We start from the raw sequence: 24,592 nt of genomic DNA, 5'->3' as shown, positions 1-24,592 counted from the left end.
CCCCTAGGGGACGCCACTTCTCTTCTTGCTAACAAGAATGCAGAGTTAAGAAGTTAATTCTTAACTCTGTTTTCTTCGGCCTTGAGCCGTTGCAAACATGCTCTTTAACAATCTGGAAAGCTGATTTAAAAAGTAGTTCTCAAACATTTGTTACAAGTGCTTTGGAAACTTCTTGGCGAAAACCAAATTTTATTTGGTCCTTGTTGTACGACAACAGGCTGTGCCGGTTTCACCGACACTTCTTGGGGTTGTATGGTTAAGTGACTAAGCGTACATGGTGGATGCCTTGGCAGTCAGAGGCGATGAAGGACGTACTAACCTGCGATAAGCTGTGAGAAGTCGGTAAGAGACGCTATTACTCACAGATTTCCGAATGGGGAAACCCACCCAAGATAACTTGGGTATCGTTACATGAATACATAGTGTAACGAGGCGAACCGGGAGAACTGAAACATCTAAGTACCCCGAGGAAAAGAAATCAACCGAGATTCCCTCAGTAGCGGCGAGCGAACGGGGATTAGCCCTTAAGCATCTTGGAAGTTAGTGGAACGGTCCTGGAAAGGCCGGCGATACAGGGTGATAGCCCCGTACACGAAAACAACCTTGATGTGAAATCGAGTAGGGCGGGACACGTGACATCCTGTCTGAATATGGGGGGACCATCCTCCAAGGCTAAATACTCCTGACTGACCGATAGTGAACCAGTACCGTGAGGGAAAGGCGAAAAGAACCCCTGTGAGGGGAGTGAAATAGAACCTGAAACCGTGTACGTACAAGCAGTGGGAGCCCTTCGGGGTGACTGCGTACCTTTTGTATAATGGGTCAGCGACTTACATTTTGTAGCGAGGTTAACCGTATAGGGGAGCCGTAGGGAAACCGAGTCTTAACTGGGCGTCTAGTTGCAAGGTGTAGACCCGAAACCGGGTGATCTAGCCATGGGCAGGTTGAAGGTTGAGTAACATCAACTGGAGGACCGAACCCACTAACGTTGCAAAGTTAGGGGATGACCTGTGGCTGGGGGTGAAAGGCCAATCAAACTCGGAGATAGCTGGTTCTCCCCGAAAGCTATTTAGGTAGCGCCTCGGACGAATACTACTGGGGGTAGAGCACTGTTTGGGCTAGGGGGTCATCCCGACTTACCAACCCCATGCAAACTCCGAATACCAGTAAGTAATATCCGGGAGACACACGGCGGGTGCTAACGTCCGTCGTGAAGAGGGAAACAACCCAGACCGCCGGCTAAGGTCCCAAAGTTCTGGTTAAGTGGGAAACGATGTGGGAAGGCTCAGACAGCTAGGATGTTGGCTTAGAAGCAGCCATCATTTAAAGAAAGCGTAATAGCTCACTAGTCGAGTCGGCCTGCGCGGAAGATGTAACGGGGCTCAAACCAGGCACCGAAGCCGCGGATTCACACTTATGTGTGAGTGGTAGGGGAGCGTTCTGTAAGTCTGCGAAGGTGTATCGAGAGGTATGCTGGAGATATCAGAAGTGCGAATGCTGACGTAAGTAACGATAAAGGGGGTGAAAAGCCTCCTCGCCGGAAGACCAAGGGTTCCTGTCCAACGTTAATCGGGGCAGGGTGAGTCGACCCCTAAGGCGAGGCCGAAAGGCGTAGTCGATGGGAAGCAGGTTAATATTCCTGCACGACTTGTAATTGCGATGGGGGGACGGAGAAGGCTAGGTGGGCCAGGCGACGGTTGTCCTGGTGAAAGTGCGTAGGTGGTGTTTGTAGGCAAATCCGCAGACACAACGCTGAGACACGAGACGAACACACTACGGTGTGGAAGCCATTGATGCCCTGCTTCCAGGAAAAGCCTCTAAGCTTCAGATTACAAGTCATCGTACCCCAAACCGACACAGGTGGTCGGGTAGAGAATACCAAGGCGCTTGAGAGAACTCGGGTGAAGGAACTAGGCAAAATAGAACCGTAACTTCGGGAGAAGGTTCGCTCTTGATGGTGAAGTCCCTTGCGGATGGAGCTGTCGGGAGTCGCAGTGACCAGATGGCTGGGACTGTTTATCAAAAACACAGCACTCTGCAAACACGAAAGTGGACGTATAGGGTGTGACACCTGCCCGGTGCCGGAAGGTTAATTGATGGGGTTAGCGCAAGCGAAGCTCTTGATCGAAGCCCCGGTAAACGGCGGCCGTAACTATAACGGTCCTAAGGTAGCGAAATTCCTTGTCGGGTAAGTTCCGACCTGCACGAATGGTGTAACCATGGCCATGCTGTCTCCACCCGAGACTCAGTGAAATCGAATTCGCCGTGAAGATGCGGTGTACCCGCGGCTAGACGGAAAGACCCCGTGAACCTTTACTACAGCTTGGCACTGAACATTGAACCTACATGTGTAGGATAGGTGGGAGGCTTTGAAGGCGTGACGCCAGTTGCGCTGGAGCCGTCCTTGAAATACCACCCTTGTATGTTTGATGTTCTAACGCAGGGCCCTGAATCGGGCTCGCGGACAGTGCCTGGTGGGTAGTTTGACTGGGGCGGTCTCCTCCCAAAGAGTAACGGAGGAGCACGAAGGTTGGCTAATCCTGGTCGGACATCAGGAGGTTAGTGCAATGGCATAAGCCAGCTTAACTGCGAGACGGACAGGTCGAGCAGGTACGAAAGTAGGTCATAGTGATCCGGTGGTTCTGAATGGAAGGGCCATCGCTCAACGGATAAAAGGTACTCCGGGGATAACAGGCTGATACCGCCCAAGAGTTCATATCGACGGCGGTGTTTGGCACCTCGATGTCGGCTCATCACATCCTGGGGCTGAAGTCGGTCCCAAGGGTATGGCTGTTCGCCATTTAAAGTGGTACGCGAGCTGGGTTCAGAACGTCGTGAGACAGTTCGGTCCCTATCTGCCGTGGGCGTTGGATGATTGAAGGGAGTTGCTCCTAGTACGAGAGGACCGGAGTGAACGAACCTCTGGTGTTCGGGTTGTCACGCCAGTGGCACTGCCCGGTAGCTAAGTTCGGAATCGATAACCGCTGAAAGCATCTAAGCGGGAAGCGAGCCCTGAGATGAGTCATCCCTGACCCCTTGAGGGTCCTAAAGGGCCGTTGGAGACCACAACGTTGATAGGTGGGGTGTGTAAGCGCGGCGACGTGTTGAGCTAACCCATACTAATTACCCGTGAGGCTTAACCATACAACACCCAAGAAGTGTTCTAAGGCTTGTAGCAAATACGAACGAATTACTTACGTCAGCTTTCTCAGATTGAAGATTTTGCCTGGCGGCAATAGCGCCGTGGAACCACCTGATCCCATGCCGAACTCAGAAGTGAAACGCGGTAGCGCCGATGGTAGTGTGGCATTCGCCATGCGAGAGTAGGACACTGCCAGGCACCCAATTTCAAGATTACGCCCAGCGTGGTCTTTACCGGTTAGTGTGCTGATATGGCTCAGTCGGTAGAGCGCATCCTTGGTAAGGATGAGGTCCCCAGTTCGATTCTGGGTATCAGCACCATTAAATAGAAAGCCTCCCTGAAAAGGGAGGCTTTTTTGCATCTGTCATTTTTGTGATATCCCCTTACATTCCCTATTTCCGCAATCCCCTCTGCTTGCAGTCGACAAAGTTTATCTGCTGATTTGAGTCCTAATGTGTTACTCATTTGACTGCTATTGATGGTTTTATCCAGATATTTAACCATGATTGATTGACGTAAAACGTTTTACATGTAAAATCCGGCGCGTTTTGCCTATTACGTGGAGAGAGAGCATGGCGCAGGATAACGAATACTGTTTGGGGGCGGTACCCGCCAAAGGGCGCAAAGGTGTGCTGTCGCTGATGCTGGTGATGCTCGGCCTGACCTTCTTCTCTGCCAGCATGTGGACCGGTGGTGCGCTGGGTACCGGTTTGGTGTTTGACGACTTCATCAAGGTGGTACTGATTGGCAACCTGTTGCTGGGTATCTACACCGCTTGTCTCGGTTATATCGGTGCCTCAACCGGTCTCTCTACCCATCTGTTGGCGCGCTACTCGTTTGGGGTGAAAGGTTCCTGGCTGCCATCCCTGCTGCTGGGCGGTACTCAGGTCGGCTGGTTTGGCGTGGGCGTGGCGATGTTTGCCCTGCCGGTGCAGAAGGCGACCGGCATAGATGTGAACTGGCTGATCGCTATTTCGGGCATTTTGATGACGGTGACCGTCTACTTCGGGATCTCTGCCCTGATGGTGCTGAGCTTTGTGGCCGTGCCGGCTATCGCCCTGCTCGGTGGCTACTCGGTCTGGCTGGCGGTGACCTCGACCGGTGGCATGGCTGCACTGCAGCAGGTACAACCAAGCAATCCCATCGAGTTCACCACGGCGTTGACCATGGTGGTCGGTTCCTTTATCAGTGCAGGAACCCTGACCGCTGACTTTGTCCGCTTTGGTCGCAAACCCTGGGGCGCCGTCATGATTACCATGGTGGCGTTTTTTTTGGGCAACACGCTAATGTTCGTCTTCGGTGCAGCTGGTGCGGCGGTAACGGGGCAGGCCGATATCTCGGAAGTGATGCTGATGCAGGGGCTGTTGATCCCCGCCATTCTGGTGCTGGGCCTCAATATCTGGACCACCAACGACAACGCTCTCTACGCCTCCGGCCTCGGTTTTGCCAATATTACCGGTCTCAAGAGCAAGCCCCTCAGCGTGATCAACGGCCTCATCGGTACGGCTTGCGCCCTCTGGCTTTACAACAACTTTGTCGGCTGGCTGGCCTTTTTGAGTACGGCAATTCCGCCGATCGGTGGCATTATCATCATGGATTTCCTGCTCAATCGTGAGCGTTACCGTCAATTTGCCGATCAGCAGTTCGAGACGGTCCGCTGGCAGGCGCTGGTCGCCACGGCAGTCGGGGTGGCTGTCGGCAAGTGGCTGCCGGGCATAGTGCCACTCAACGCGGTATTGGGCGCCGCCTTCACCTATTTCATTCTGGTTCGCCTCACCCAGCGGCCGGTTCTGGTACAGGAAGCTAACAAATGCTGATTCAACATATTCGTTTGGCCGATCGGGAAGGATTTTGGCAGATCCGCTGTCAGGATGGGGTCATCACCGCCATCGAACCCCATGACGAACATGCCGTCGCCGGTCGGGTGCTGGACGGGGAGGGCGGTCTGGCGATCGCCCCCTTTATCGAACCCCACATTCACCTCGATACCACCCAGACGGCCGGTGAGCCGAGCTGGAACCTCTCCGGCACTCTGTTTGAGGGGATTGAGCGCTGGGCCGAACGCAAGGCGCAGCTGACCCATGAGGATGTGAAGCAGCGCGCTATCCAGACGCTGAAGTGGCAGATCGCCAACGGCATCCAGTTTGTGCGTACTCACGTCGATGTCTCCGATCCCAATCTGGTCGCGCTTAAGGCGATGCTGGAAGTGCGGGAGGAGATGAAGGAGTGGGTCGAGCTGCAGATCGTCGCCTTCCCGCAGGAGGGGATCCTCTCCTACCCGAATGGCAAGGCACTGCTGGAGGAGGCGCTCAAGCTGGGGGCAGACGTGATTGGCGCGATCCCCCACTTCGAGTTTACCCGAGAATATGGGGTCGAAAGTCTACACTACATCTTCGATCTTGCCGAGAAGTATCAGGTTCTGGTCGATGTGCACTGCGACGAGATCGATGACGAGCAATCCCGTTTCATCGAGACGCTGGCGACTCTCGCCTACGAGCGGGGTATCGGCCATAGAGTCACTGCCAGCCACACTACCGCCATGCACTCTTACAACGGCGCTTATGCTTCCCGCCTGTTCCGGCTGCTCAAGATGGCAGACATCAACTTCGTGGCCAATCCGCTGGTGAACATTCACCTGCAGGGGCGCTTCGATACCTATCCCAAACGCCGCGGTATTACCCGGGTGAAGGAGATGCTGGAGGCGAACATCAACGTCTGCTTCGGTCACGATGACGTGTTCGATCCCTGGTACCCCATGGGCACCGCCAACATGTTGCAGGTGCTGCACATGGGGCTGCATGTCTGCCAGATCATGGGTTACGAGCAGATCAACGACGGTCTGAAGCTGATCAGCAGCCACAGCGCCCGCACCCTGAATGTGCAGGATCGCTATGGTATCGAGGTGGGCAAACCGGCCAACCTGTTGATCCTGCCAGCCGACAACGGCTTCGATGCGGTGCGCCGTCAGGTGCCGGTGCGTTACTCGATCCGCCACGGCAAGGTGATTGCCCAGACCCGCCCGGCCCAGACCGAGATCGTGCTGGGTCAGCCAGAGCCCATCGATTTTCGCCGCTGAGATTTCAATCAGGCTGGATGACGATTAGTTCCGCCTCTGGGCACAAGGGCCGCCATTGCGACATAATGGCGGCCTGACCCTGAGGGAGTGACACCATGCAAACCTGGTTCTATGTTGCTGCAGGGGGCGCCATCGGCGCCTGCCTTCGTTTTGGGATTGCCGAACTGATGGCCTTGCTGCTGGGGCGCCACTTTCCTTACGGGACTCTGGTGGTCAACGTGGTGGGCTCTTTCATCATGGGGGTGGCATTCGCCCTCATCAGTCATGGTCATGTGGTAGAACACCCGATGAAGCCGCTGCTGATGGTGGGGATCCTCGGTGCCCTGACCACGTTTTCTTCCTTTGCCCTCGATACGGTAGTGCTGGCTCAACATGGAGCCTATCTGAAAGCGCTGCTCAATATCGGTCTCAATCTCTTCCTCTGTCTGGCCATGGTGGTTCTGGGCATGCAGTTGGTTGCGAGCCGGGTTTAAGGTGTCCGGACGCCAGTGGCTCTGGTAAACTGGCGGCCATTCTTTGCTCTATGGGTGTTTAAGGGATGTCAGAACAAGCAACGACAACGCATTTTGGCTTTAAAACCGTGGCCGCGACCGAGAAGGAAACTCTGGTAGCAGGTGTCTTCCATTCGGTGGCAGCCAAGTATGATCTGATGAACGATCTGATGTCGTTCGGCATCCACCGCTTGTGGAAGCGCTTCACCATCGACTGCTCCGGTGTGCGCAAGGGCCAGAAGGTGCTGGATCTGGCCGGTGGTACCGGTGACTTGACCGCCAAGTTCTCCCGTATCGTCGGCGAGACCGGTCAGGTGGTGCTGGCGGATATCAACGACTCCATGCTGAAAGTGGGCCGCGACAAGCTGCGCAATCTGGGGGTCGCCAACAACGTCTCCTACGTGCAGGCCAATGCCGAGGCGCTCCCCTTCCCGGATAACCACTTCGACGTCATCACCATCGGCTTCGGCCTGCGCAACGTCACCGACAAGGACAAGGCGCTCGCCTCCATGTTCCGGGTGCTCAAGCCGGGTGGCCGTCTGCTGGTGCTGGAGTTCTCCAAGCCGGTCAGTGAAGTGATCGCCAAGCTCTATGACCTTTACTCCTTCAAACTGCTGCCGAAAATGGGCGAAATCGTCGCGAACGACAGTGAAAGCTACAAATATCTGGCAGAGTCCATCCGCATGCACCCGGATCAGCAGACCCTGGCTGGCATGATGGAAAATGTCGGTTTCGAGCAGGTGGAGTACTTCAATCTGACTCAGGGTGTGGTCGCCCTGCACCGCGGTTACAAGTTTTAAGGTTGCCTATGCCGATGGATGCCATGGTCACCGCGGTGATCGAAACCAGCCTCAACCAGTTGCTGGCGCTGGACAAACAGAGCCCGGAGCGGCTGCGCAAACTGGTGGGCAAGGTGCTCAAGCTGGAGCTGCGTGAACTCAAGCCGCTCTGGTTCGTCTTCTCCGAGCGTCGGCTGGATGTGCTGGCCCAGCATGAAGGGGAGGCGGATGCGGTGCTTAGCCTCTCCCTGACCGCCCTCGGTCTGCTGAAAGACCCGTCCGCCCTGACCCGTTATATCCGCGAGGAGAAACTGGATCTGAGCGGTGATCCCCAGCTGGTGCAGGCATTCAGCGTGCTGCTGGGTGAGCTGGATATCGACTGGGAGGAGGAGCTGTCGCGCTATACCGGCGACGTGCTGGCCCACACCCTGTTCAGCGGTGCCCGTCAGGCGCGTCGTCTGGTCGGCCGCGAGCTGTGCCGCACCCGCAGCCAGCTGGCGGAATATCTGACCGAAGAGGCCCGCCTAGCCCCCGGCCCGCTGGAAGTGGCGAGTTTCAACGATGACGTCGAGGTGCTGGCCCAGCAGCTCAAGGCCGTCGAACTGCGGCTGGCCCGCTTCGAACAGCAGGTGACCTGATGACCCCGAAGGAGTTCAAACGCCTCTATCGCATCATCACCATCCTGCTGGAGCAGGGCATCGACGAACTGGTGCCCGCCCGCTATCAACCCTGGCCGGGCCGTCTGGCCCGTCGCTCCCTGTTCTGGCTCAAGAACAAGCAACCGGATCTCAGCCGCGGTGCCCGCATTCGCCTCGCCTTCGAGGCTCTTGGCCCCATCTTCATCAAGTTTGGCCAGATGCTCTCGACCCGCCGCGACCTGTTGCCGCCGGACATTGCCGAGGAGCTGGCCCTGCTGCAGGACAGGGTGCCTCCCTTCTGTGGTCAGGCGGCGCGCCAGCAGATCGAGCTGAGCCTGGGTTGTCCCATCGAAACCCTGTTTGACGACTTCGACGAGACGCCGCTGGCGTCGGCTTCCATCGCGCAGGTGCATACCGCCCGCTTGAAGGAGAGTGGCCGCGAGATCGTCATCAAGGTGATCCGTCCCGACATCGAGCCTGTCATCGAGGCCGACCTGCGACTGATGCAGGCGCTGGCCCGTCTGGTAGCGCGCTTTGTGCCCCAGAGCGCGCGACTACGTCCCATCGAGGTGGTGGAGGAGTATCGCAAAACCATCCTCGACGAGCTGAATTTGATGCGCGAAGCGGCCAACGCCATCCAGCTACGGCGCAATTTCACCGGCTCCGAGGCGCTCTATGTGCCTGAAATTATTACCGACCTCTGCCGCGAGCAGGTGCTGGTGATGGAGCGCATCTACGGTATTCCGGTCTCCGATATACCGGCGCTGGAAGCCAACGGCACCAACATGAAGCTGCTGGCCGAGCGCGGGGTCGAGGTCTTCTTCACCCAGGTGTTCCGCGACAGCTTCTTCCATGCCGACATGCACCCGGGCAACATCTTCGTCTCTTACGAACATCCGGAAAACCCGCTCTGGATCGGCATCGACTGCGGCATCGTCGGTACCCTCAATCGGGAAGATAAACGCTATTTGGCTGAGAACTTCCTCGCCTTCTTCAACCGTGACTATCGTCGGGTGGCGGAGCTGCATGTGGAGTCGGGCTGGGTGCCGGCAGATACCAAGGTGGACGAGTTCGAGTTCGCCATCCGCACCGTGCTGGAGCCCATCTTCGAGAAGCCGCTCTCCGAGATCTCGTTCGGTCACGTGCTGCTCAACCTGTTCAACACCGCGCGTCGCTTCCATATGACGGTGCAGCCGCAGCTGGTGCTGCTGCAAAAGACCCTGCTCTATGTGGAAGGGTTGGGGCGTCAGCTCTACCCGCAGCTCGATTTGTGGCAGACCGCCAAGCCGTTCCTCGAGAACTGGATGCACGAACAGGTGGGGCCCAAGTCGGTATTGAACGCCATCAAGGAGAAGGCGCCATTCTGGGCGGAGAAGCTGCCGGAGCTGCCGGAGCTGGTCTATGAGACCCTGCGCCAGACCCGTCATCAGCAGCGTCATTTCGACCAGATGTTTGCCGAGTTCCGCCGTCACAGCCGTCGGCAGGGGCAGGCCCGCTACCTCTTAGGGGTTGGAGCCAGCCTGCTATTGGCGGGTGTATTCTTGCTGACCCAAAAACAACACATTGAGTGGGGACAAGCCAGTCTCGCCGGTGCAGCCCTCTGCTGGCTGGTCGGCTGGTTGCGAACCCGTTCCCATTAATCAACAACCGCGCCGTCAGGCGCCTGTTCTGGAGAGAAAATCATGGGTGGTATCAGTATTTGGCAATTGTTGATCATTGCAGTCATCGTCGTGCTGCTGTTCGGTACCAAGAAACTGCGCGGCATTGGCGGTGATCTGGGTGCGGCGGTCAAAGGGTTCAAGAAAGCCCTCTCCGACGAGCCGGCTGATGCCAAGGCCGAGCAGAAAGATGCCGAGTTTCCCCCGAAACAGCTAAACGAAGCGGCCACTCAGAGCAGTGAGACCGCCAAGCAGAAAGACAAAGACCAGGCCTAAGCCATGTTCGATATCGGTTTTTGGGAGCTGGTGGTTATCGCCGTTGTAGCGTTGGTGGTGCTGGGGCCGGAACGGCTGCCCAGCGCTATCCGCACGACGACGCACTGGATCCGCCTCATTCGTTCGACCGCGAACTCGGTCAAGTCCGAGCTGGAGCAGGAGCTCAAGTTGCAAGAGCTGCACAACGACCTCAAGAAGGCCGAACAGTTGCAGATGAGCAACCTGAGCCCCGAGCTGCAGGAGTCCATCGAACAGCTCAAGGCGGCGGCCCAGTCGGTCAATCGCCCCTATCAGGTGGAGAACGAGATCCGTCCGCCGCGCCCCGAGCCGGTCGCCCAGGCTGAGCCTGCCACGCCGGTGGAGCCTGCGGTGCAGCTGAGCCACGACGTGCCGCCGGTCAACAGCCAGCGGGAGAGCGAGCCGGTGCCGGTAAGCGACTCCGCAGTAAAAGGGGAGGTGAAGCCATGAGTCAGGCCGAACAACCCCTGATCAGCCATCTGGTTGAGCTGAGAACCCGTTTGCTGCGCTCCATTACCGCCATCCTCGTGGTGTTTCTGGCGCTGATCTACTTCTCCAACAACATCTACGACTTCGTGGCCCAGCCGCTGCTCAGCCAGTTGCCGGAAGGGACCAGCATGATAGCGACGGATGTGGCGACCCCCTTCCTGACGCCGATCAAGCTGACGCTGGTGGTCTCCTTCTTCGTGGCGATCCCCTATCTGCTCTATCAGGCCTGGGCTTTTATCGCCCCCGGTCTGTACCAGCACGAACGGCGCCTGATCATGCCGCTGGTGGTCTCCAGTGCCCTGCTGTTCTATGCGGGGATGGCGTTCGCCTACTACGTGGTGTTCCCGCTGGTGTTCGGTTTCTTCACCAGCACAGCACCCGCAGGGGTGACGGTGGCTACCGATATCGCCAGCTATCTGGACTTTGTACTGACCCTGTTCTTCGCGTTCGGGGTGGCGTTCGAAATTCCGGTGGCCACCATACTGCTCTGCTGGACCGGCGTGACCACACCGCAAAACCTGAAGGAGAAACGTCCCTACGTCATCGTCGGGGTGTTTGTGGTCGGCATGCTGCTGACGCCGCCTGATGTCTTCTCCCAGACCCTGCTCGCCATCCCGATGTGGGCGCTGTGGGAGATAGGTCTGTTCTTCGCCCGCTTCTACGTGAAGAAAGAGGATGAAGAGCAACAGGAACAACCGGATGTGGAGAGCTGAGGCTCTGTTCGTCACCTGTTTGCCGGACGGCGAGAGGATGACGACGTCCGCAGGAATAGCAGAACGAGGGGAGCTGAGGCTCCCTTCCTCTTTTCATGCTCCCGTTCGAGGCGTATGGTAAGACCCCATTCGGTAGATGGTTTTCAAATACCTGATATGTATTCCTTTTGTTCGGAACGTCTCATCCCATGATCGATATCGGTTTAAACCTGACCAGCAGCCAGTTCGCCGGCGAGCAGGCTGAGCTGGTGGCCCGTGCCCGTGCCGCCGGGGTGGAAGCGCTTATCCTCACCGGTACCGATCTGGCTGGCAGCCGCGAGAGCGCCGAGTTGGCCGCCCGCTGGCCGGGCTACTGCTTCTCCACCGCCGGGGTACACCCTCACGATGCCAAGAGTGTCGATGAGGCGACCCTGCCCGCCTTGCGCGAGCTGGCAGCCTTGCCGCAGGTGGTCGCTATTGGCGAGTGCGGCCTCGACTACAACCGCGACTTCTCCCCCCGTCCGGTGCAGGATGCGGTATTCGACGCCCAGCTGGCACTGGCCGCCGAGCTCGGGATGCCGGTGTTTCTCCACTGCCGCGATGCGCACGCCCGTTTTATCGAGATCCTCCGTCCCTGGTTGCCGAAACTACCGGGAGCCGTGCTGCACTGCTTCACCGGCTCCGATGAGGAGCTGGACGAGTGTCTGGCGCTGGGGCTGCATATCGGGGTGACCGGCTGGCTCTGTGACGAGCGCCGCGGCCAGCTGCTGCGCGAACAGGTGGCCCGTATTCCGGCCGGTCGGCTGATGATCGAGACCGATGCCCCTTATCTGGTGCCGCGGGATCTGAAACCGCGCCCGAAACGCAACGAACCTGCTTTTTTGCCGCACATCGCCCAGGTGGTGGCGGCCTGTCGTGGTGAAGCGCCCGAGGCCTTGCTGGCCCATACCCGGGCCACCTCCGCCGCGTTCTTCCAACTTCCTCTCCAGGAGTGATTCATGGCTACAACTCTTCCGGGCGCCTTTCCGGGCCGCCGCCTGCGCCGTCTGCGCAAACATGATTTCAGCCGTCGTCTGGTGCGCGAGAACGTACTGACCGTCAACGATCTCATCTATCCGGTGTTTGTGCTGGAAGGGGAGAACCGTCGGGAAGCCGTTCCCTCCATGCCGGGGGTGGAGCGTCTCTCCATCGATCTGCTGCTGATCGAGGCTGCCGAGCTGGTGGAGCTGGGCGTACCCGCCATTGCCCTGTTCCCGGTCACTCCGCTGGAGAGCAAGAGCCTGATGGCGGAAGAGGCCTACAACCCGAACGGGCTGGCCCAGCGCACAGTGCGCGCCCTCAAGGCTCGCTTCCCGGAGCTGGGGGTCATCACCGACGTGGCACTCGATCCGTTCACCACCCACGGGCAGGACGGCATTATCGATGACGAAGGCTATGTGCTGAACGACATCACCACCGAGATCCTGATCAAGCAGGCGCTCTCCCACGCCGAGGCCGGGGTCGATATCGTCGCGCCGTCCGACATGATGGATGGCCGCATCGGCGCCATCCGCGCTGCGCTGGAAGAGAATGGCTTCATCAACACCCAGATCATGGCCTACTCCGCCAAGTACGCTTCCTGCTACTACGGCCCGTTCCGCGATGCGGTTGGCTCTGCTGGCAACCTCGGCAAGAGCAACAAGGCTACCTATCAGATGGACCCGGCCAACAGCAACGAAGCCCTGCACGAAGTGGCGCTGGATATTCAGGAAGGGGCCGACAGCGTGATGGTCAAGCCGGGTATGCCCTATCTGGACGTGGTTCGTCAGGTGAAGGATCAGTTCGGCGTGCCGACTTTCGCCTATCAGGTCAGCGGCGAGTACGCCATGCACATGGCGGCGATCCAGAACGGCTGGCTGAAAGAGAAGGAGACCATCATGGAGTCTCTGCTCTGCTTCAAGCGGGCCGGGGCCGATGGCATCCTCACCTACTTCGCCAAGCGCGTAGCGCAGTGGCTGAAGGAAGATGCCCGCTAAGCGGGTTGAATAGATAAACGAGAGGGGGAGCCGATGGCTCCCCCTCTGTCGTTATGGCTCTCTTTTGGTCACGAGCGGCTGATTACAGCTTGGTCCAGGCATCGCTCCAGTGGCTGCCGGTACCCGGTGCATAGTGGCTGGTCGAGCCGCCACACCAGCCGCTGTAGGGCCAGGGTTTGCACTCGTAGTCGCCACCGGCATTGCTGACCCGTTCGCCACTCTGATAAGCGGTGCCCGCAACATAGGCCGGGTAGCTGCCGTTACCACCGTCACTGCCCTCACCCGGTGCCTGTTCCACCAATGCCAGGGTGAAGCGGCGCTCGAAGCCCTGCTTGCTTCCCTCTGCCATCCCCGCCAACAACAGCTCGTAACTGCCTGCCGCAAGGCCAGACTGTGCCAGCTGCAGGGAACCCTGACCATCGATCAGGGCGCTGCCGGTGGCGACCGGATTGCCATCCTGCAACAGGGTCGCGGTGACGGTCACCGGGTTGGCGGTGGTCAGCGTCAGGCTGAAGTCGAGCGCGCCGTTGACGATGAGATATTCGGCCGCCAGATCGGTGACGGTGAAGTCACTGCTGCTACCGGTCGTGGGCAGGATGAAGTCCCCGCTCAGGTAGGTCAGACCGGTCCAGCCAGAGCTGGTCAGCCAGTGTTTGCCATTGGTCTGATAGACGTTGGGCAGCTGGGTGCACTGGTTGTTGTCATTGACGAAGCCGATACCGTAAAAGCCCGCCACATTCTTGTAGCAGAGCTGGCGACCATTCTGGTGCAGCACCGGCTGATCCAGCTTGCCCTTGTGGTGGAGTGACAGCCAGTCAAACTGGTTGATGGCCGAGACCAGCGGCACAAACTGGCCATCGGGCTGACGATAGCGGATCAGGGAGCCGGCATCGCATCGCAGACCATCAGCCCGCTGTTCGACGTACCCGTAGTGCTGTTCGCCATCCTGGAAGGTGAACCGGCAGAGATTGCGTTTCTCCGACTCTTTGGGGATCCATCCCATCAGCAGTCGCTCCTGATTGTTCAGGGCCGCCAGCTGCCCAACACTGAAGTCGCTGCCGTTGGCTACCCAGCCTTGCGGCATGGTGGAGAATTGCATGAAGTAGTGGTCGGTATAGTACATGTGGCTGTCAGCGCGGTGCTTGCGAGCCCCCTGGCTGACCGAGTTGTAGCGATAGATGTCGTTTTCTGGCTTGTGGAAGCCGTTGAGATCATCGTCCAGATAGGGCAGGTCGCCCTTGCGGATATGGTAGTTGGCTATGCCCGTCATCAGCGGATGCCAGCCGTGGCTGCCACGGGCAAACGCGCTCTCATGGCTGTAGGACTTCCCATCGAAGCCGTGGCCAAATTCGTGGGCAATGATGCCCCAACTGCCGTAGTAGTGGCTGACAAAGTTAAAGGTATCGACCCCGGTGATGCCACCACTCCCCAGCCCGCCCCCCATGGCGGTGATCCCCAGGTTGAGGTAGGGGCGCTTCATCAGGCTGTGGTAGTAGTAGTCATAATCGGCGGCCGTAAAGATCCCGTTCGGCACATAGCTGTTGCCGCCATTGCCGAACATCTCGTAGCCATTCACCGCCTTGAAGTTGTACCAGACGTGTTTGAACTCCTCGGTCGAGACCATGTAGGCCAGGTTGGTGGCGATGATCAGCCACTCGCGGGCGTAGAGGGCATTGATGGGGCGCCAGGAGCCGCTGGTGTTGGTGGCGAAGCGCACGTTCCAGCTTGGCTTGAGGCGTGCCAGCTTCTGGGTAAACGGATCCGAGTTGGAGCTGAACCTGTGCTCGAACTGGGCAGGCAGATTGATGCTGTTGTCGAGCAGGTTGTTGAGATCAAACACGCCATCGCGGCTGGCGCTGTTGAAGCGTCCCTGCTCGCCAAAGGCGCTCAGTGGCAGGGTGATTTGGGCATAGGCGGGCAGGCGATCGAGCTGGCCCAGGATCAGCCACTTGTTGATACCGTTCAGGCGTGACTCGATATTGATGTCATGCAGCTCTCTGGCGGCATAGTTGGTGATGCGCACCGTGTCGTTATCAAGCAGCTCGGTCTTGACCAGCGAATTGATGTTGACCGAACGCTGGGCGCGATCGATCAGCACCTCGTAGGGTTCGTCATTGCGCAGTATGTAGCTGACTGCGGCCGGCATCAGCTGATCGAAGATCAGCGGGCGAGCCGGCAACTGCTCGTCGGCCGTGAAGCTGATCTCCTTGCTCAGCAGCTGGTTGAAACCCAGGCCACGCTCGTTGGCGGTGACAAGCGCCGAGCCCGCCAGCTGGAGATCTTTCAGCGCCGCCACGGGCTGCTGGTTGATCTCCCGAACAGTAAAGGTCGGGTTCTTGAACTGAAAGTCGTTGGCGATCAGGGTATCGGCATCATGCCACTCGATGCGGTCCTTGAAGTTCACCACCAGCCGATCGCCATCCATGTCGATTTTTTGCAGATTGCTGTCGGCGATCACCTGCTCAGGCGCCAGCGGTGTGTTGCTGGCGATAGCATCAGCCAGTTTACGCAGGTCATAGATGTAGTAGTTTTTGCCGGCGGTGTGGGCCAGGAGATAGTCACCCACCTGATGGAGTTGCACCAGACGGTGGCTGTATTTTCCTTCAAAGGCGAGCCGACCGGCGATGGGGGTTTTGAGGCTGTTCTCCGGCGTCACATCCTGCTGGCGGTAGACCTTGATCTCGCTCAGCGCATCGGCCACCAGCACGTAATCCTGATTGGCAAAGACGGCCTGGGTGCGGTGCAGGCTGTTGCTGCCGGAATCCCGACCGGTTCCCAGGGTGGTGACATAGCGATGCTCGTCGGCCAGATCGAAGATATCGACCCGGTGCGAGTAGCGCGAGACCACGTAGAGCAGGTTGTTGCGGACAAACAATTCACTGACCTGGTTGTAGGCCGTGGCACTGCCGGTTTCGGTGCCGCGGATCTCGCCAATCTGCTGGCGGCTCGGGATATCGATAATGGCCACATGGCCCGGATTGCCGTTCTGGCTGACATAGAGCCGATCCTGATAGCGCTCGACCGCCGTGATCAGGCTGGCGTCCAGCCCCAGCTGGTCGGCCGCCAGCTCCTCGCCTTTGTCCAGATATTGCAGCGAGGTGGCAAACGAGTTGACGCTGCAGGAGCTGGTCTCCATCACCACCCGGGTGCGTTCGCCATTCTGGATCTGGCCGTGGGGGAAGTACTCCAGCAGACAGCCGTTGCCGTAGTCATAGTTGCCAAAGCGTTTGTTGACCGCTACGACCCCACCGTCGTACCAGGTCAGCTCCCACTCCTCATCGAAGAAATCAAAGACGTTACGAATGGCTGTTTCGTCGAAAAAGTGGGGTTTGGGCAGATCGAACAGGATGTGGTTATCCGCCGTCAGCGGGTAGAGCAGGCCGTTGATGGCAAGGTGGCGCTTGCCATCCTTGATGATCACGTTCTGCTCGTCAGCCGCACTCTGATGCAGCGCGGCGAGGCGCGCCGTCATCTGTTCGTAGTGCTCCTGATAGGTTTGTTTGAGATAGGCTTGTTCGCGCTCATCGGCCACAATATGGGCCGACAGCAGCAGACCGAGCAGGGTGGCAAGCTTGGTGGTTCTTGGCATGGTGATTTCCTTATCTTGGTTGTTGGACGTTTTTTGGTGGTTGGCAAGCATGTAAAAGAGAGGGGCTAACCCGTCCGGGTCAGTGCATCCTGCCTATCGGCAGCGTGGCCGATGGGCAGGATATGGGCGGGGGCCTGTCGGCCCCCGTTAGTGGTTGGGGCAAGGTCAGAGCTTGATCCAGGCGTCGCTCCAGGCAGAGCCGGTACCCGGCGCATAGTGGCTGGTCGAGCCGCCACACCAGCCGCTGTAGGGCCAGGGTTTGCACTCGTAGTTGCCACCGGCATTGCTGACCCGATCACCGGCCTGATAGCCGGTGTTGGGGGCATAGGCCGGGTAGTCGCCATCGCCACCGCCGCTGCTCTCTTCGGTCAGTGCAACCGGGAAGCGCTGTACCACCGGCTTCTGGCCGTCAGCCAGACCGGTAATCACCACGTCGTAGCTGCCATCGGTGACGTTGCTGCCTTGCAGTATCAGGGGGCTGGTGCCGTTCACCTGGCTGCTGGTGGTACCGTGGCTGCGGCCGTTCTGCTCCAGCGTGGCAGAGATCTGCACCGGGTTGGCGGTGGTCACGTTGAAACGGATGCTGACCTGACCGTTGACTATGGTGTACTCGCTCGCCATGGTGCTGACGGTGAAGTCGCTGCTGCCTTCTGCGGGTGGCGTTGTGCCGCCGCAGTCGCTGTCGCCCTGTACGCGCCAGACGCCCCAGTCACCCGTGGTGCCCGGCTCTTCGTTCTGGGTCCACCAGCCTGCCAGCCAGTTCTTGCCGTTGTGGCTGACGATGTCGCCGCCCACGTAGACCTTCTTGGCATCCCAGCTGTTTTCACAGACGGCGCCTTGCTCCCTGACGGTCACGTTGCGCTGCTGGGTTACCTGCTGACCGGCGCTGTCGCTCACCTGATAGGTGAGGGTGTAGCGGCCGACCTTGCTGCTGTCGACGTTGCCGCTGACCTTGATTTGGGCAGTCAGGTCGCCATCTTCTTCATCATGGGCGCTGACGCCGGTCATCGGATCGAAAGCGGTACCCAGTTCCAGCGTGGTGTCGGTGACACCGCTGAACACCGGCTTCATGCTGTAGACCTCGATGGTACGTACCTGCTCGGTGACGTTGTTGTCGCGATCGCTCACCTTGTAGGTGAGGGGGTAGAGGCCGATGCGCTGGCTGTCTACCGAGCCTTCCACCTGGATCTGGCCAGTCAGGTCGCCATCTTCCTTGTCGTTGGCGCTGACACCTGCCAGCGGATCAAAGGCGGTACCCTGCTTGATGCGGGTATCGCTCAGGCCGCTAAACACCGGCTTGCCGTTGTCGACCGGCGGCGTGATCTCCTGATCGTGGATGAAGGGGCCGTAGCTCTTTATGAAGGATTCGTTGTAGGACTGACCGGCGGCGTTGCGGCCCATGTCCCAGTTGATGGACCAGGTCATCACGCCACGCAGCGGTTGTCCCTCGCTCTTCAGGCGGTTGAAGGCGTTGTAGAGCTTCTGCGGATCCTGCACATAGCCGGTGGCGGCGGCGTCGATGTTGGTCGGAATGCCGAACACCAGCTTGTCATGGGGGATCTTGTAGAAGCCGCGGGTACCGTTGCTCAGCGAATCCGCCATGTAGTAGATGAACTCTTCTTTCAGGGCATCGTTGTTCTGGGCAATCCAGCCGATGCCATCGATGTAGATACCGTCGCCACCCTGGTTGTAGAACTGGGGGTTGATCCAGTCGTAGTACCCTTCCAGATTGCGGATATAGGGGATGTAGGCGCCAGTCTGGGTCAGATAGGGGAACTCTGGCGCCATGGTGATGAGGAAGTTTTTCCCCTGGGCGCGGTAGTGATCCTTGACCAGACGCAGAGCCGCCGGGATCACGGTCTGGTTGTCAGCGGCGGTGATGGCGGCCTGTTCCAGATCGATATCCAGCCCGTCGAAGCCATAGGTCTCCACCAGACGGATGATCTCGTCGGCAAAGGCCTGCTCCTGACCCTTGCGCAGCTCGATGTGTGCATCGGCTCCGCCCAGCGCCAGCAGCACGGCACGGCCCTGACGGTTCAGCTCGGCGATCTGCTCGATAAACTGGCTTTCGCTCATGCCGATGGCCGGGTCGAGTTTGAAAGTGGGGATGGGATCGCTGCCATAGACCTTCATGAAGGAGACATCGACCACGTTGTATTGCGGGTTGACCTGATCGAGCTTGACGCAGGGGGCGATACCGCCCTTGTAGCCCGAGCCGTCACACCAGTTGTGCCAGTAGCCGACCACTACGCCGGACTGGGGGTTGACCATCGCCTGACCGGCACTGGCGGCATATGCCATGGGGGCGCCCATGCCGAGCAGGCAGCCAAGCAGGGATAATTTGAGTTTGTTCATCGTCTCTCCGTACGGTGCAAATGGGGCGTCGGTTGTGACCGGACGTCCCCGGGGGCAGCCCCGCTGTCATAGGTGTTTTCCCTTAGACCGGTGGCTTTGCGTCGCGCCCTTTCGGGTCACTTTGCCTTTTTCACCCGATTTCTGTGCAGCACAGAGAATCAAGTGACCTGCATGGCAGGTGGCCTATGATAGATGCTTGAAAATAAATTAATCAATAGCTGGTTTTGATTCTAATTGACTGAAAAATATTGATAATTTGTTACAGCTACCACATTTTATCCGTTTCCATGATTGAGCATGACGGTACTTGGCTGGCAGCTGTGGCGCCGGTAAATGGCGACTTTTTGCCCCTTGAAAGTAGCGGTAAGAGCCAAAAAAGGCCCACAGATTCATTCTGTTACTGGCTGTTGATAGCAAAACTGCAGCAACGGCAGAGATCCGGGTCGCAATGGCTGGAAAAGTACAGGGTTGCGGCGGATTCCCGCTTGATTATTGCGTGGCTTGGCCACATGTTAGAAAGCCATACAGAGCTGCTAAAGCGGTCTGTTCAAGACCAAACAAGAGGTAACCGGGATGAATAACCCTTTGCTGACAATGGATTCGCTGCCCCCTTTCAGCCAGATCAAGCCGGAGCAGGTTCAGCCTGCCGTGATTCAGGCGATTGCTGACTGCAAGCAGAAGATCAGCGATGTGCTGGCCCAGCGTGATCCCCATACCTGGGATAGCCTGATTGCCCCGCTGGAAGAGGTAAATGACCGTCTGTCACGGATCTGGTCACCGGTCAGCCACCTCAACTCCGTACTCAACAGCGAAGCGCTGCGCGAGGCCCATGATGCCTGCCTGCCGCTGCTCTCCGAATTCCAGACTTATGTCGGTCAGCATGAAGGGCTCTATCAGGCCTATCTGGCCCTCTCCCAGAGCGATGATTTCCCGCTGCTGAGCGGCGCCCAGCGCAAGGAGATCCAGAATACCCTGCGTGACTTCCGCCTCTCCGGTATCGGTCTGCCTGCCGAGGCGCAGCAGCGTTACGGCGAGATTCAGGCCCGCCTCTCCGAGCTGGCCTCCCGTTTCAGCAACAACGTGCTGGACGCAACCCAGGGCTGGCACAAGCTGGTGGCCGATGAAGCTGAACTGGCCGGTCTGCCCGACAGCGTGCGTGCCGCTGCCCGTCAGATGGCTGAACTTAAAGGCAAAGAGGGGTGGCTGTTCACGCTGGATATCCCCTCTTATCTGCCGGTGATGATGTATGCCGACAACCGCGAGCTGCGGGCAGAGATGTACGAAGCCTTCACCACTCGCGCCTCCGATCAGGGCCCCAATGCGGGCAAGTGGGACAACTCCGCCATCATGAGCGAGCTGCTCACCCTGCGCCGCGAACTGGCTCAGTTGCTGGGGTTCGCCAACTATGCCGAGCTCTCCCTGGCCACCAAGATGGCGGACAAGACCGAACAGGTGGTGAGCTTCCTCACCGATCTGGCGGCCAAATCCCTGCCACAAGGCAAGGCCGAGCTGGAGGAGATCCGCGCCTTCGCCGCCGAGCAGCATGGTCAGAGCGAGCTGGCAGCCTGGGATCTCGCCTACTACGCCGAGAAGCTCAAGCAGCACAAGTTCTCCATCTCCGATGAGCAGCTGCGCCCCTACTTCCCCGCCAGCAAGGTGGTGAAGGGGCTGTTCGAGGTGGTGAAGCGGGTGTTCGGCATGAAGGTGCGCGAGCGTCTCGGCATCGACACCTGGCACCCGGACGTGCGCTTCTACGATATCTTCAATGCCGACGACGAGCTGCGCGGCAGCTTCTACCTCGACCTCTACGCCCGTGAGCACAAGCAGGGCGGGGCCTGGATGGATGTCTGTCTGGGTCGTCGCTACCGTCAGGATGGCTCGCTGCAAAAGCCGGTGGCCTACCTGACCTGCAACTTCAACGGCCCGGTGGATGGCAAGCCAGCGCTGTTCACCCACAACGAAGTGGTCACCCTGTTCCATGAGTTTGGCCACGGCATCCACCACATGCTGACCCGCATCGATGTGGCCGGCGTGGCCGGTATCAACGGCGTGGCTTGGGATGCGGTGGAGCTGCCGAGCCAGTTCCTCGAGAACTGGTGCTGGGAGTCCGAGGCGCTGGCCTTTATCTCCGGCCACTACGAGACCGGCGAGCCGCTGCCTGCCGATCTGCTGGAGAAGATGCTGACCGCCCGCAACTTCCAGGCTGCGATGCAGATGCTGCGCCAGCTGGAGTTCGCCCTGTTCGACTTCCGTCTCCATCAGGAGTTTGATCCGGCCAATCCGGCACAGCTCCCGGCGCTGCTGGATGAGGTGCGCAGTCAGGTAGCAGTGATGACGCCGCCAGCGTTCAACCGCTTCCAGCACAGCTTCTCCCACATCTTCGCCGGCGGCTATGCGGCGGGCTACTACAGCTACAAGTGGGCCGAGGTGCTCTCTGCCGATGCCTTCTCCCGCTTCGAGGAGGAGGGGATCTTCAACCCGGCGACCGGCCAATCCTTCCTGAAGAATATTCTGGAGAAGGGGGGCTCGAAGGAGCCGATGGAGCTGTTCCGAGCCTTCCGTGGTCGTGAGCCCAAGGTGGATGCACTGCTGCGACATAGCGGGATCGCCGCCTGAGATTCCTGACCCGCCGTCTGTGTGAGTTTCAAGCAGGTACACTGTTTTGCGGCATAGTGGGATCGAGTCGTGATTTCTGCGACAAAAAGGGACCTTTTGGTCCCTTTTTTCAAGGCTTTTTAATATCTTGCTGATTGCATATTTGCACTGCCCACGGCTCTTCAGTAGAGTCGTGTTCTAACCTTCAAGGAGAGAAAGCCACTTGCCATGAGGCGAGCACTCGATTCCGTCTATCAAATCATCTCAAGTCTGGCTCATTCGAGCGGCCAGGGATATTTCGATACCTTTGTGAGTGAAATCGCCGCTGCTGTGATGGCTGATGTCGTCCTGATCGCCAGCAGGGAATCAAATGCTACCCACCTGACGGTTCAGGCTGCCTACCCCTCCTCTCTTGACCCCGATACCCTGACACTGCCAATCACTGACTCTCCCGATGCCATTACCTGGCAGGAGGGGGAAGCATGGTTCAGCGATCGTCTGTTGCAGCTGTTCCCCGCGATGCCGCTTGCCGATGCGTGGCAAGCCCAGGCCTACGCCGGGATCGCCCTCAAGGATGCGGATGGCGAGACCATAGGTATCTGCTGCCTGCTCTATCGTCAGCCGCAGGCCAATATGACCAAGGTGATGGGGCTGCTTCGGTTGCTGGCTCCGTTGGCGGGTCGTGAGCTGGCGCTGATGTTGCAACGACAGCTGCCCCCCCCTATGCCTGAACCGTCCCATGCATTGCAGAGCATGCTGTTCCAGGCTCCGGTGGGGATCGGCAAACTGGATCTGGCTGGCCGTATCCTCTGGGCCAACCCGGCCATCGAGCAGATGCTGGGCTATCCCCTCGACGAGTTGCTACAGCGATCCATCTCCGACATCAACCATCCTGAGGATTGGCAGGGCAGCCTCGTCTGCTACGAAGAGATCCGCCGTGGTGAGCGCAGCAGTTTTACCCGGGAGAAGCGCTACTTCTGCAAGGGGGGTCAGATCCTGTGGGGCCGGGTAACCGTCACCCTGATCCGTGACGAGCAGCAGCAACCTGACTACCTGATGGTTTTGCTGGAGAATATCGATCCTCTCAAGCGCCATGCGGAGCAGCTCAAACTCTCTCACCGTGTCTATGACAATCTCTCCGAGGCGATTCTGGTATGCGATGCCGATAGCCGCATCATCTCGGTCAACCCGGCCTTCGAGCAGATCACCGGTTATAGCAGCGACGAGGTGCGGGGCCAGCGCCCCAGCCTGCTCAAGTCGGGGCTGCACGATCAGACCTTCTATGCCGATATGTACCACGCGCTGGAGCGGGTGGGGGTATGGCGTGGTGAGGTGTGGAACAAGCGCAAGAATGGCAAGCTCTATCCACAGCAGCTGATGATTAGCACCCTGCGTGAAGGAGGCAGGATCAGCCAGTACATCGCCATTTTCAGCGATCTTTCTCAAACCAAGCTGGCCGAGCAGAAGATCGCAGCCCAGGCCAACTATGACAACCTCACCAGCCTGCCCAACCGCTGGCTGTTCAGTCGCTGTCTCAGCCGCTTCTGCGAGCGGGGCGAGCGCTTCGCGCTCATGGTGCTCGACCTCAACAACTTCAAGGCGGTAAATAACAGCATGGATCACCATGCTGGCGATGCCCTGCTGCGAGAGGTGTCGGATCGACTGGTGAGCCGGGTGCGCACCGAAGATCTGGTGGCCCGCATCGGTGGCGATGAGTTCGCGTTTCTGGTGCCCGGCATCGTCACCCGCCGTCAGGCCGAGGTGTTTGCCAAGCAGGTGATCGGCAGTTTCGCCCGCCCCTTTATGCTGGCTAACCAGCACCTCTATGTGACCGCGACCATCGGCATGACTCTCTGTCCGGTCGACGGCAGCGAGAGCGACGAGCTGCTGCGCAACGCCGAACAGGCGCTGTTTGCGGCCAAGCGGCAGGGACGGTTGCTCGGTGCCTACTGCTCATCCATGCGGGAAGAGGTGCGCCAGCGCCACCAGATGCAGCAGGATTTGGCCGAAGCGATCAAGCTGGAGCAGCTGACCATGGCCTATCAGCCCATCTGGGACAATCGCAGCGGACGGGTCGCCAAGCTGGAGGCGCTGGTGCGCTGGTATCACCCCCACTGGGGGCAGGTCTCCCCTGCCGAGTTTATTCCGCTGGCGGAAGAGGCAGGTCTGATTCAGGGGTTGGGTGCGCTGGTATTGTGGCAATCGTGCCGGGATCTGGCGCGATTGCAGCAGTCCGGCTTCCCGGATCTGCAGATGTCGATCAACCGTTCCACCATGGAGTTCCAGACCATTGACCCCGAGGCGAGCGAGTGGCTCAAGGTGATCCAGCATTTCGGGCTCGATCCTGCCGACATCGTCATCGAAATCACCGAATCTCTGCTGATGGAGAGCAGTGATCAGCACAGGGTGCGGATCGATGCCCTGCGCGAGGCGGGCTGCAAGCTGGCCATCGACGATTTCGGTACCGGCTACTCGGCCCTCAACTATCTGCGCACCTTCCCGGTAGACCTGGTCAAGATCGACCGCTCCTTCGTGCGCCATATCCCCTTCAACGAGCAGGATAGGATGCTGCTCGACGGCATCATCAACATAGTGCACAACCTCGGCATGCAGGTGGTGATCGAGGGGGTAGAGACCCGCGAGCAGCTCAACTTCCTCTGCCAGAAGGGGTGCGCCTTCACCCAGGGTTATCTGCTCAGCCGCCCGCTGGCCTATGACGATCTCACCGAATATCTGCAGCTCAATGACAAAGGAATGTTTCTGCAGATCAGCTAGTGGC

The 24,592-nt window shown here is 58.8% G+C and carries 15 protein-coding genes, 2 tRNA genes, 2 rRNA genes and 1 riboswitch (1 of these 20 running past the window's edge); of the genes, 17 read left to right on the top strand and 2 right to left on the bottom strand.

Features of this window, described 5'->3' with window-relative positions; translation table 11 throughout:
• The 15 genes from I6L41_RS16260 to hemB form a co-directional block, all read left to right on the top strand.
• Positions 1 to 16, top strand: a tRNA-Glu gene (locus tag I6L41_RS16260) (it extends 60 nt beyond the left edge of the window).
• 238 nt (positions 17 to 254) lie between these two features.
• Positions 255 to 3,144 (top strand): 23S ribosomal RNA (locus I6L41_RS16255).
• Between the two features lie 81 nt (positions 3,145 to 3,225).
• Positions 3,226 to 3,340: ribosomal RNA gene (gene rrf, locus I6L41_RS16250) — 5S ribosomal RNA — on the top strand.
• 46 nt (positions 3,341 to 3,386) lie between these two features.
• Positions 3,387 to 3,462, top strand: a tRNA-Thr gene (locus tag I6L41_RS16245).
• A gap of 252 nt (positions 3,463 to 3,714) precedes the next feature.
• Positions 3,715 to 4,959, top strand: a complete 1,245-nt coding sequence (codB, locus tag I6L41_RS16240) for a cytosine permease (protein WP_216960033.1) — start codon at positions 3,715 to 3,717, stop codon at positions 4,957 to 4,959.
• The gene (locus I6L41_RS16235; RefSeq protein WP_216960030.1) at positions 4,953 to 6,218 is read left to right on the top strand and encodes a cytosine deaminase; all 1,266 of its coding nucleotides are present in this window, start codon (positions 4,953 to 4,955) and stop codon (positions 6,216 to 6,218) included. Before codB ends, I6L41_RS16235 begins: the two co-directional genes overlap by 7 nt.
• 95 nt (positions 6,219 to 6,313) lie before the next feature.
• Positions 6,314 to 6,691 carry a fluoride efflux transporter CrcB gene (gene crcB, locus I6L41_RS16230; RefSeq protein WP_005339378.1) on the top strand — a complete coding sequence of 126 codons (378 nt, stop codon included), beginning with the start codon at positions 6,314 to 6,316 and terminating at the stop codon, positions 6,689 to 6,691.
• A 65-nt stretch (positions 6,692 to 6,756) separates the two neighbouring features.
• Positions 6,757 to 7,509 carry a bifunctional demethylmenaquinone methyltransferase/2-methoxy-6-polyprenyl-1,4-benzoquinol methylase UbiE gene (gene ubiE, locus I6L41_RS16225; protein ID WP_005342396.1) on the top strand — a complete coding sequence of 251 codons (753 nt, stop codon included), beginning with the start codon at positions 6,757 to 6,759 and terminating at the stop codon, positions 7,507 to 7,509.
• 8 nt (positions 7,510 to 7,517) lie between these two features.
• Entirely contained in the window at positions 7,518 to 8,126 is a 609-nt protein-coding gene (locus tag I6L41_RS16220; protein ID WP_005339380.1) for an SCP2 domain-containing protein, read from the top strand.
• Positions 8,126 to 9,766: a ubiquinone biosynthesis regulatory protein kinase UbiB gene (gene ubiB / locus I6L41_RS16215; RefSeq protein ID WP_005339383.1), complete on the top strand. Its 1,641-nt coding sequence runs from the start codon at positions 8,126 to 8,128 to the stop codon at positions 9,764 to 9,766. Before I6L41_RS16220 ends, ubiB begins: the two co-directional genes overlap by 1 nt.
• Positions 9,767 to 9,808: 42 nt before the next feature.
• Complete coding sequence (gene tatA / locus I6L41_RS16210) at positions 9,809 to 10,060, top strand: Sec-independent protein translocase subunit TatA (RefSeq protein ID WP_005339385.1); 252 nt, start codon at positions 9,809 to 9,811, stop codon at positions 10,058 to 10,060.
• 3 nt (positions 10,061 to 10,063) lie between these two features.
• The gene (gene tatB, locus I6L41_RS16205; RefSeq protein WP_216960028.1) at positions 10,064 to 10,528 is read left to right on the top strand and encodes a Sec-independent protein translocase protein TatB; all 465 of its coding nucleotides are present in this window, start codon (positions 10,064 to 10,066) and stop codon (positions 10,526 to 10,528) included.
• Positions 10,525 to 11,280: a twin-arginine translocase subunit TatC gene (gene tatC / locus I6L41_RS16200; protein ID WP_040098487.1), complete on the top strand. Its 756-nt coding sequence runs from the start codon at positions 10,525 to 10,527 to the stop codon at positions 11,278 to 11,280. Before tatB ends, tatC begins: the two co-directional genes overlap by 4 nt.
• A gap of 188 nt (positions 11,281 to 11,468) precedes the next feature.
• Positions 11,469 to 12,254: a TatD family hydrolase gene (locus tag I6L41_RS16195; RefSeq protein WP_216960026.1), complete on the top strand. Its 786-nt coding sequence runs from the start codon at positions 11,469 to 11,471 to the stop codon at positions 12,252 to 12,254.
• Positions 12,255 to 12,257: 3 nt separating this feature from the next.
• Positions 12,258 to 13,274, top strand: a complete 1,017-nt coding sequence (gene hemB / locus I6L41_RS16190; RefSeq protein WP_005339394.1) for a porphobilinogen synthase — start codon at positions 12,258 to 12,260, stop codon at positions 13,272 to 13,274.
• An 82-nt stretch (positions 13,275 to 13,356) separates the two neighbouring features.
• Here the strand turns inward: hemB and I6L41_RS16185 are convergent, their stop codons facing one another.
• Both I6L41_RS16185 and I6L41_RS16180 read right to left on the bottom strand, forming a co-directional pair.
• Positions 13,357 to 16,863 carry a hypothetical protein gene (locus tag I6L41_RS16185; protein ID WP_216960024.1) on the bottom strand — a complete coding sequence of 1,169 codons (3,507 nt, stop codon included), beginning with the start codon at positions 16,861 to 16,863 and terminating at the stop codon, positions 13,357 to 13,359.
• 165 nt (positions 16,864 to 17,028) lie between these two features.
• A complete protein-coding gene (locus I6L41_RS16180) occupies positions 17,029 to 19,218 on the bottom strand; it encodes an immunoglobulin-like domain-containing protein (protein WP_216960021.1) in 2,190 nt (729 codons plus the stop codon).
• Positions 19,219 to 19,268: 50 nt separating this feature from the next.
• Positions 19,269 to 19,354: riboswitch (cyclic di-GMP riboswitch) on the bottom strand.
• Between the two features lie 437 nt (positions 19,355 to 19,791).
• Between I6L41_RS16180 and prlC the strand changes: the two genes are divergently transcribed.
• Entirely contained in the window at positions 19,792 to 21,834 is a 2,043-nt protein-coding gene (gene prlC / locus I6L41_RS16175) for an oligopeptidase A (protein ID WP_216960019.1), read from the top strand.
• Between the two features lie 207 nt (positions 21,835 to 22,041).
• Positions 22,042 to 24,588, top strand: a complete 2,547-nt coding sequence (locus I6L41_RS16170; protein WP_216960016.1) for a bifunctional diguanylate cyclase/phosphodiesterase — start codon at positions 22,042 to 22,044, stop codon at positions 24,586 to 24,588.
• The last annotated feature ends 4 nt before the right edge of the window (positions 24,589 to 24,592 follow it).

Origin of the sequence: Aeromonas sp. FDAARGOS 1411, assembly GCF_019047125.1 — a bacterium.
GTDB classification, from domain to species: domain Bacteria; phylum Pseudomonadota; class Gammaproteobacteria; order Enterobacterales; family Aeromonadaceae; genus Aeromonas; species Aeromonas veronii.
This window is presented reverse-complemented; position numbering and strand designations above follow the sequence as displayed.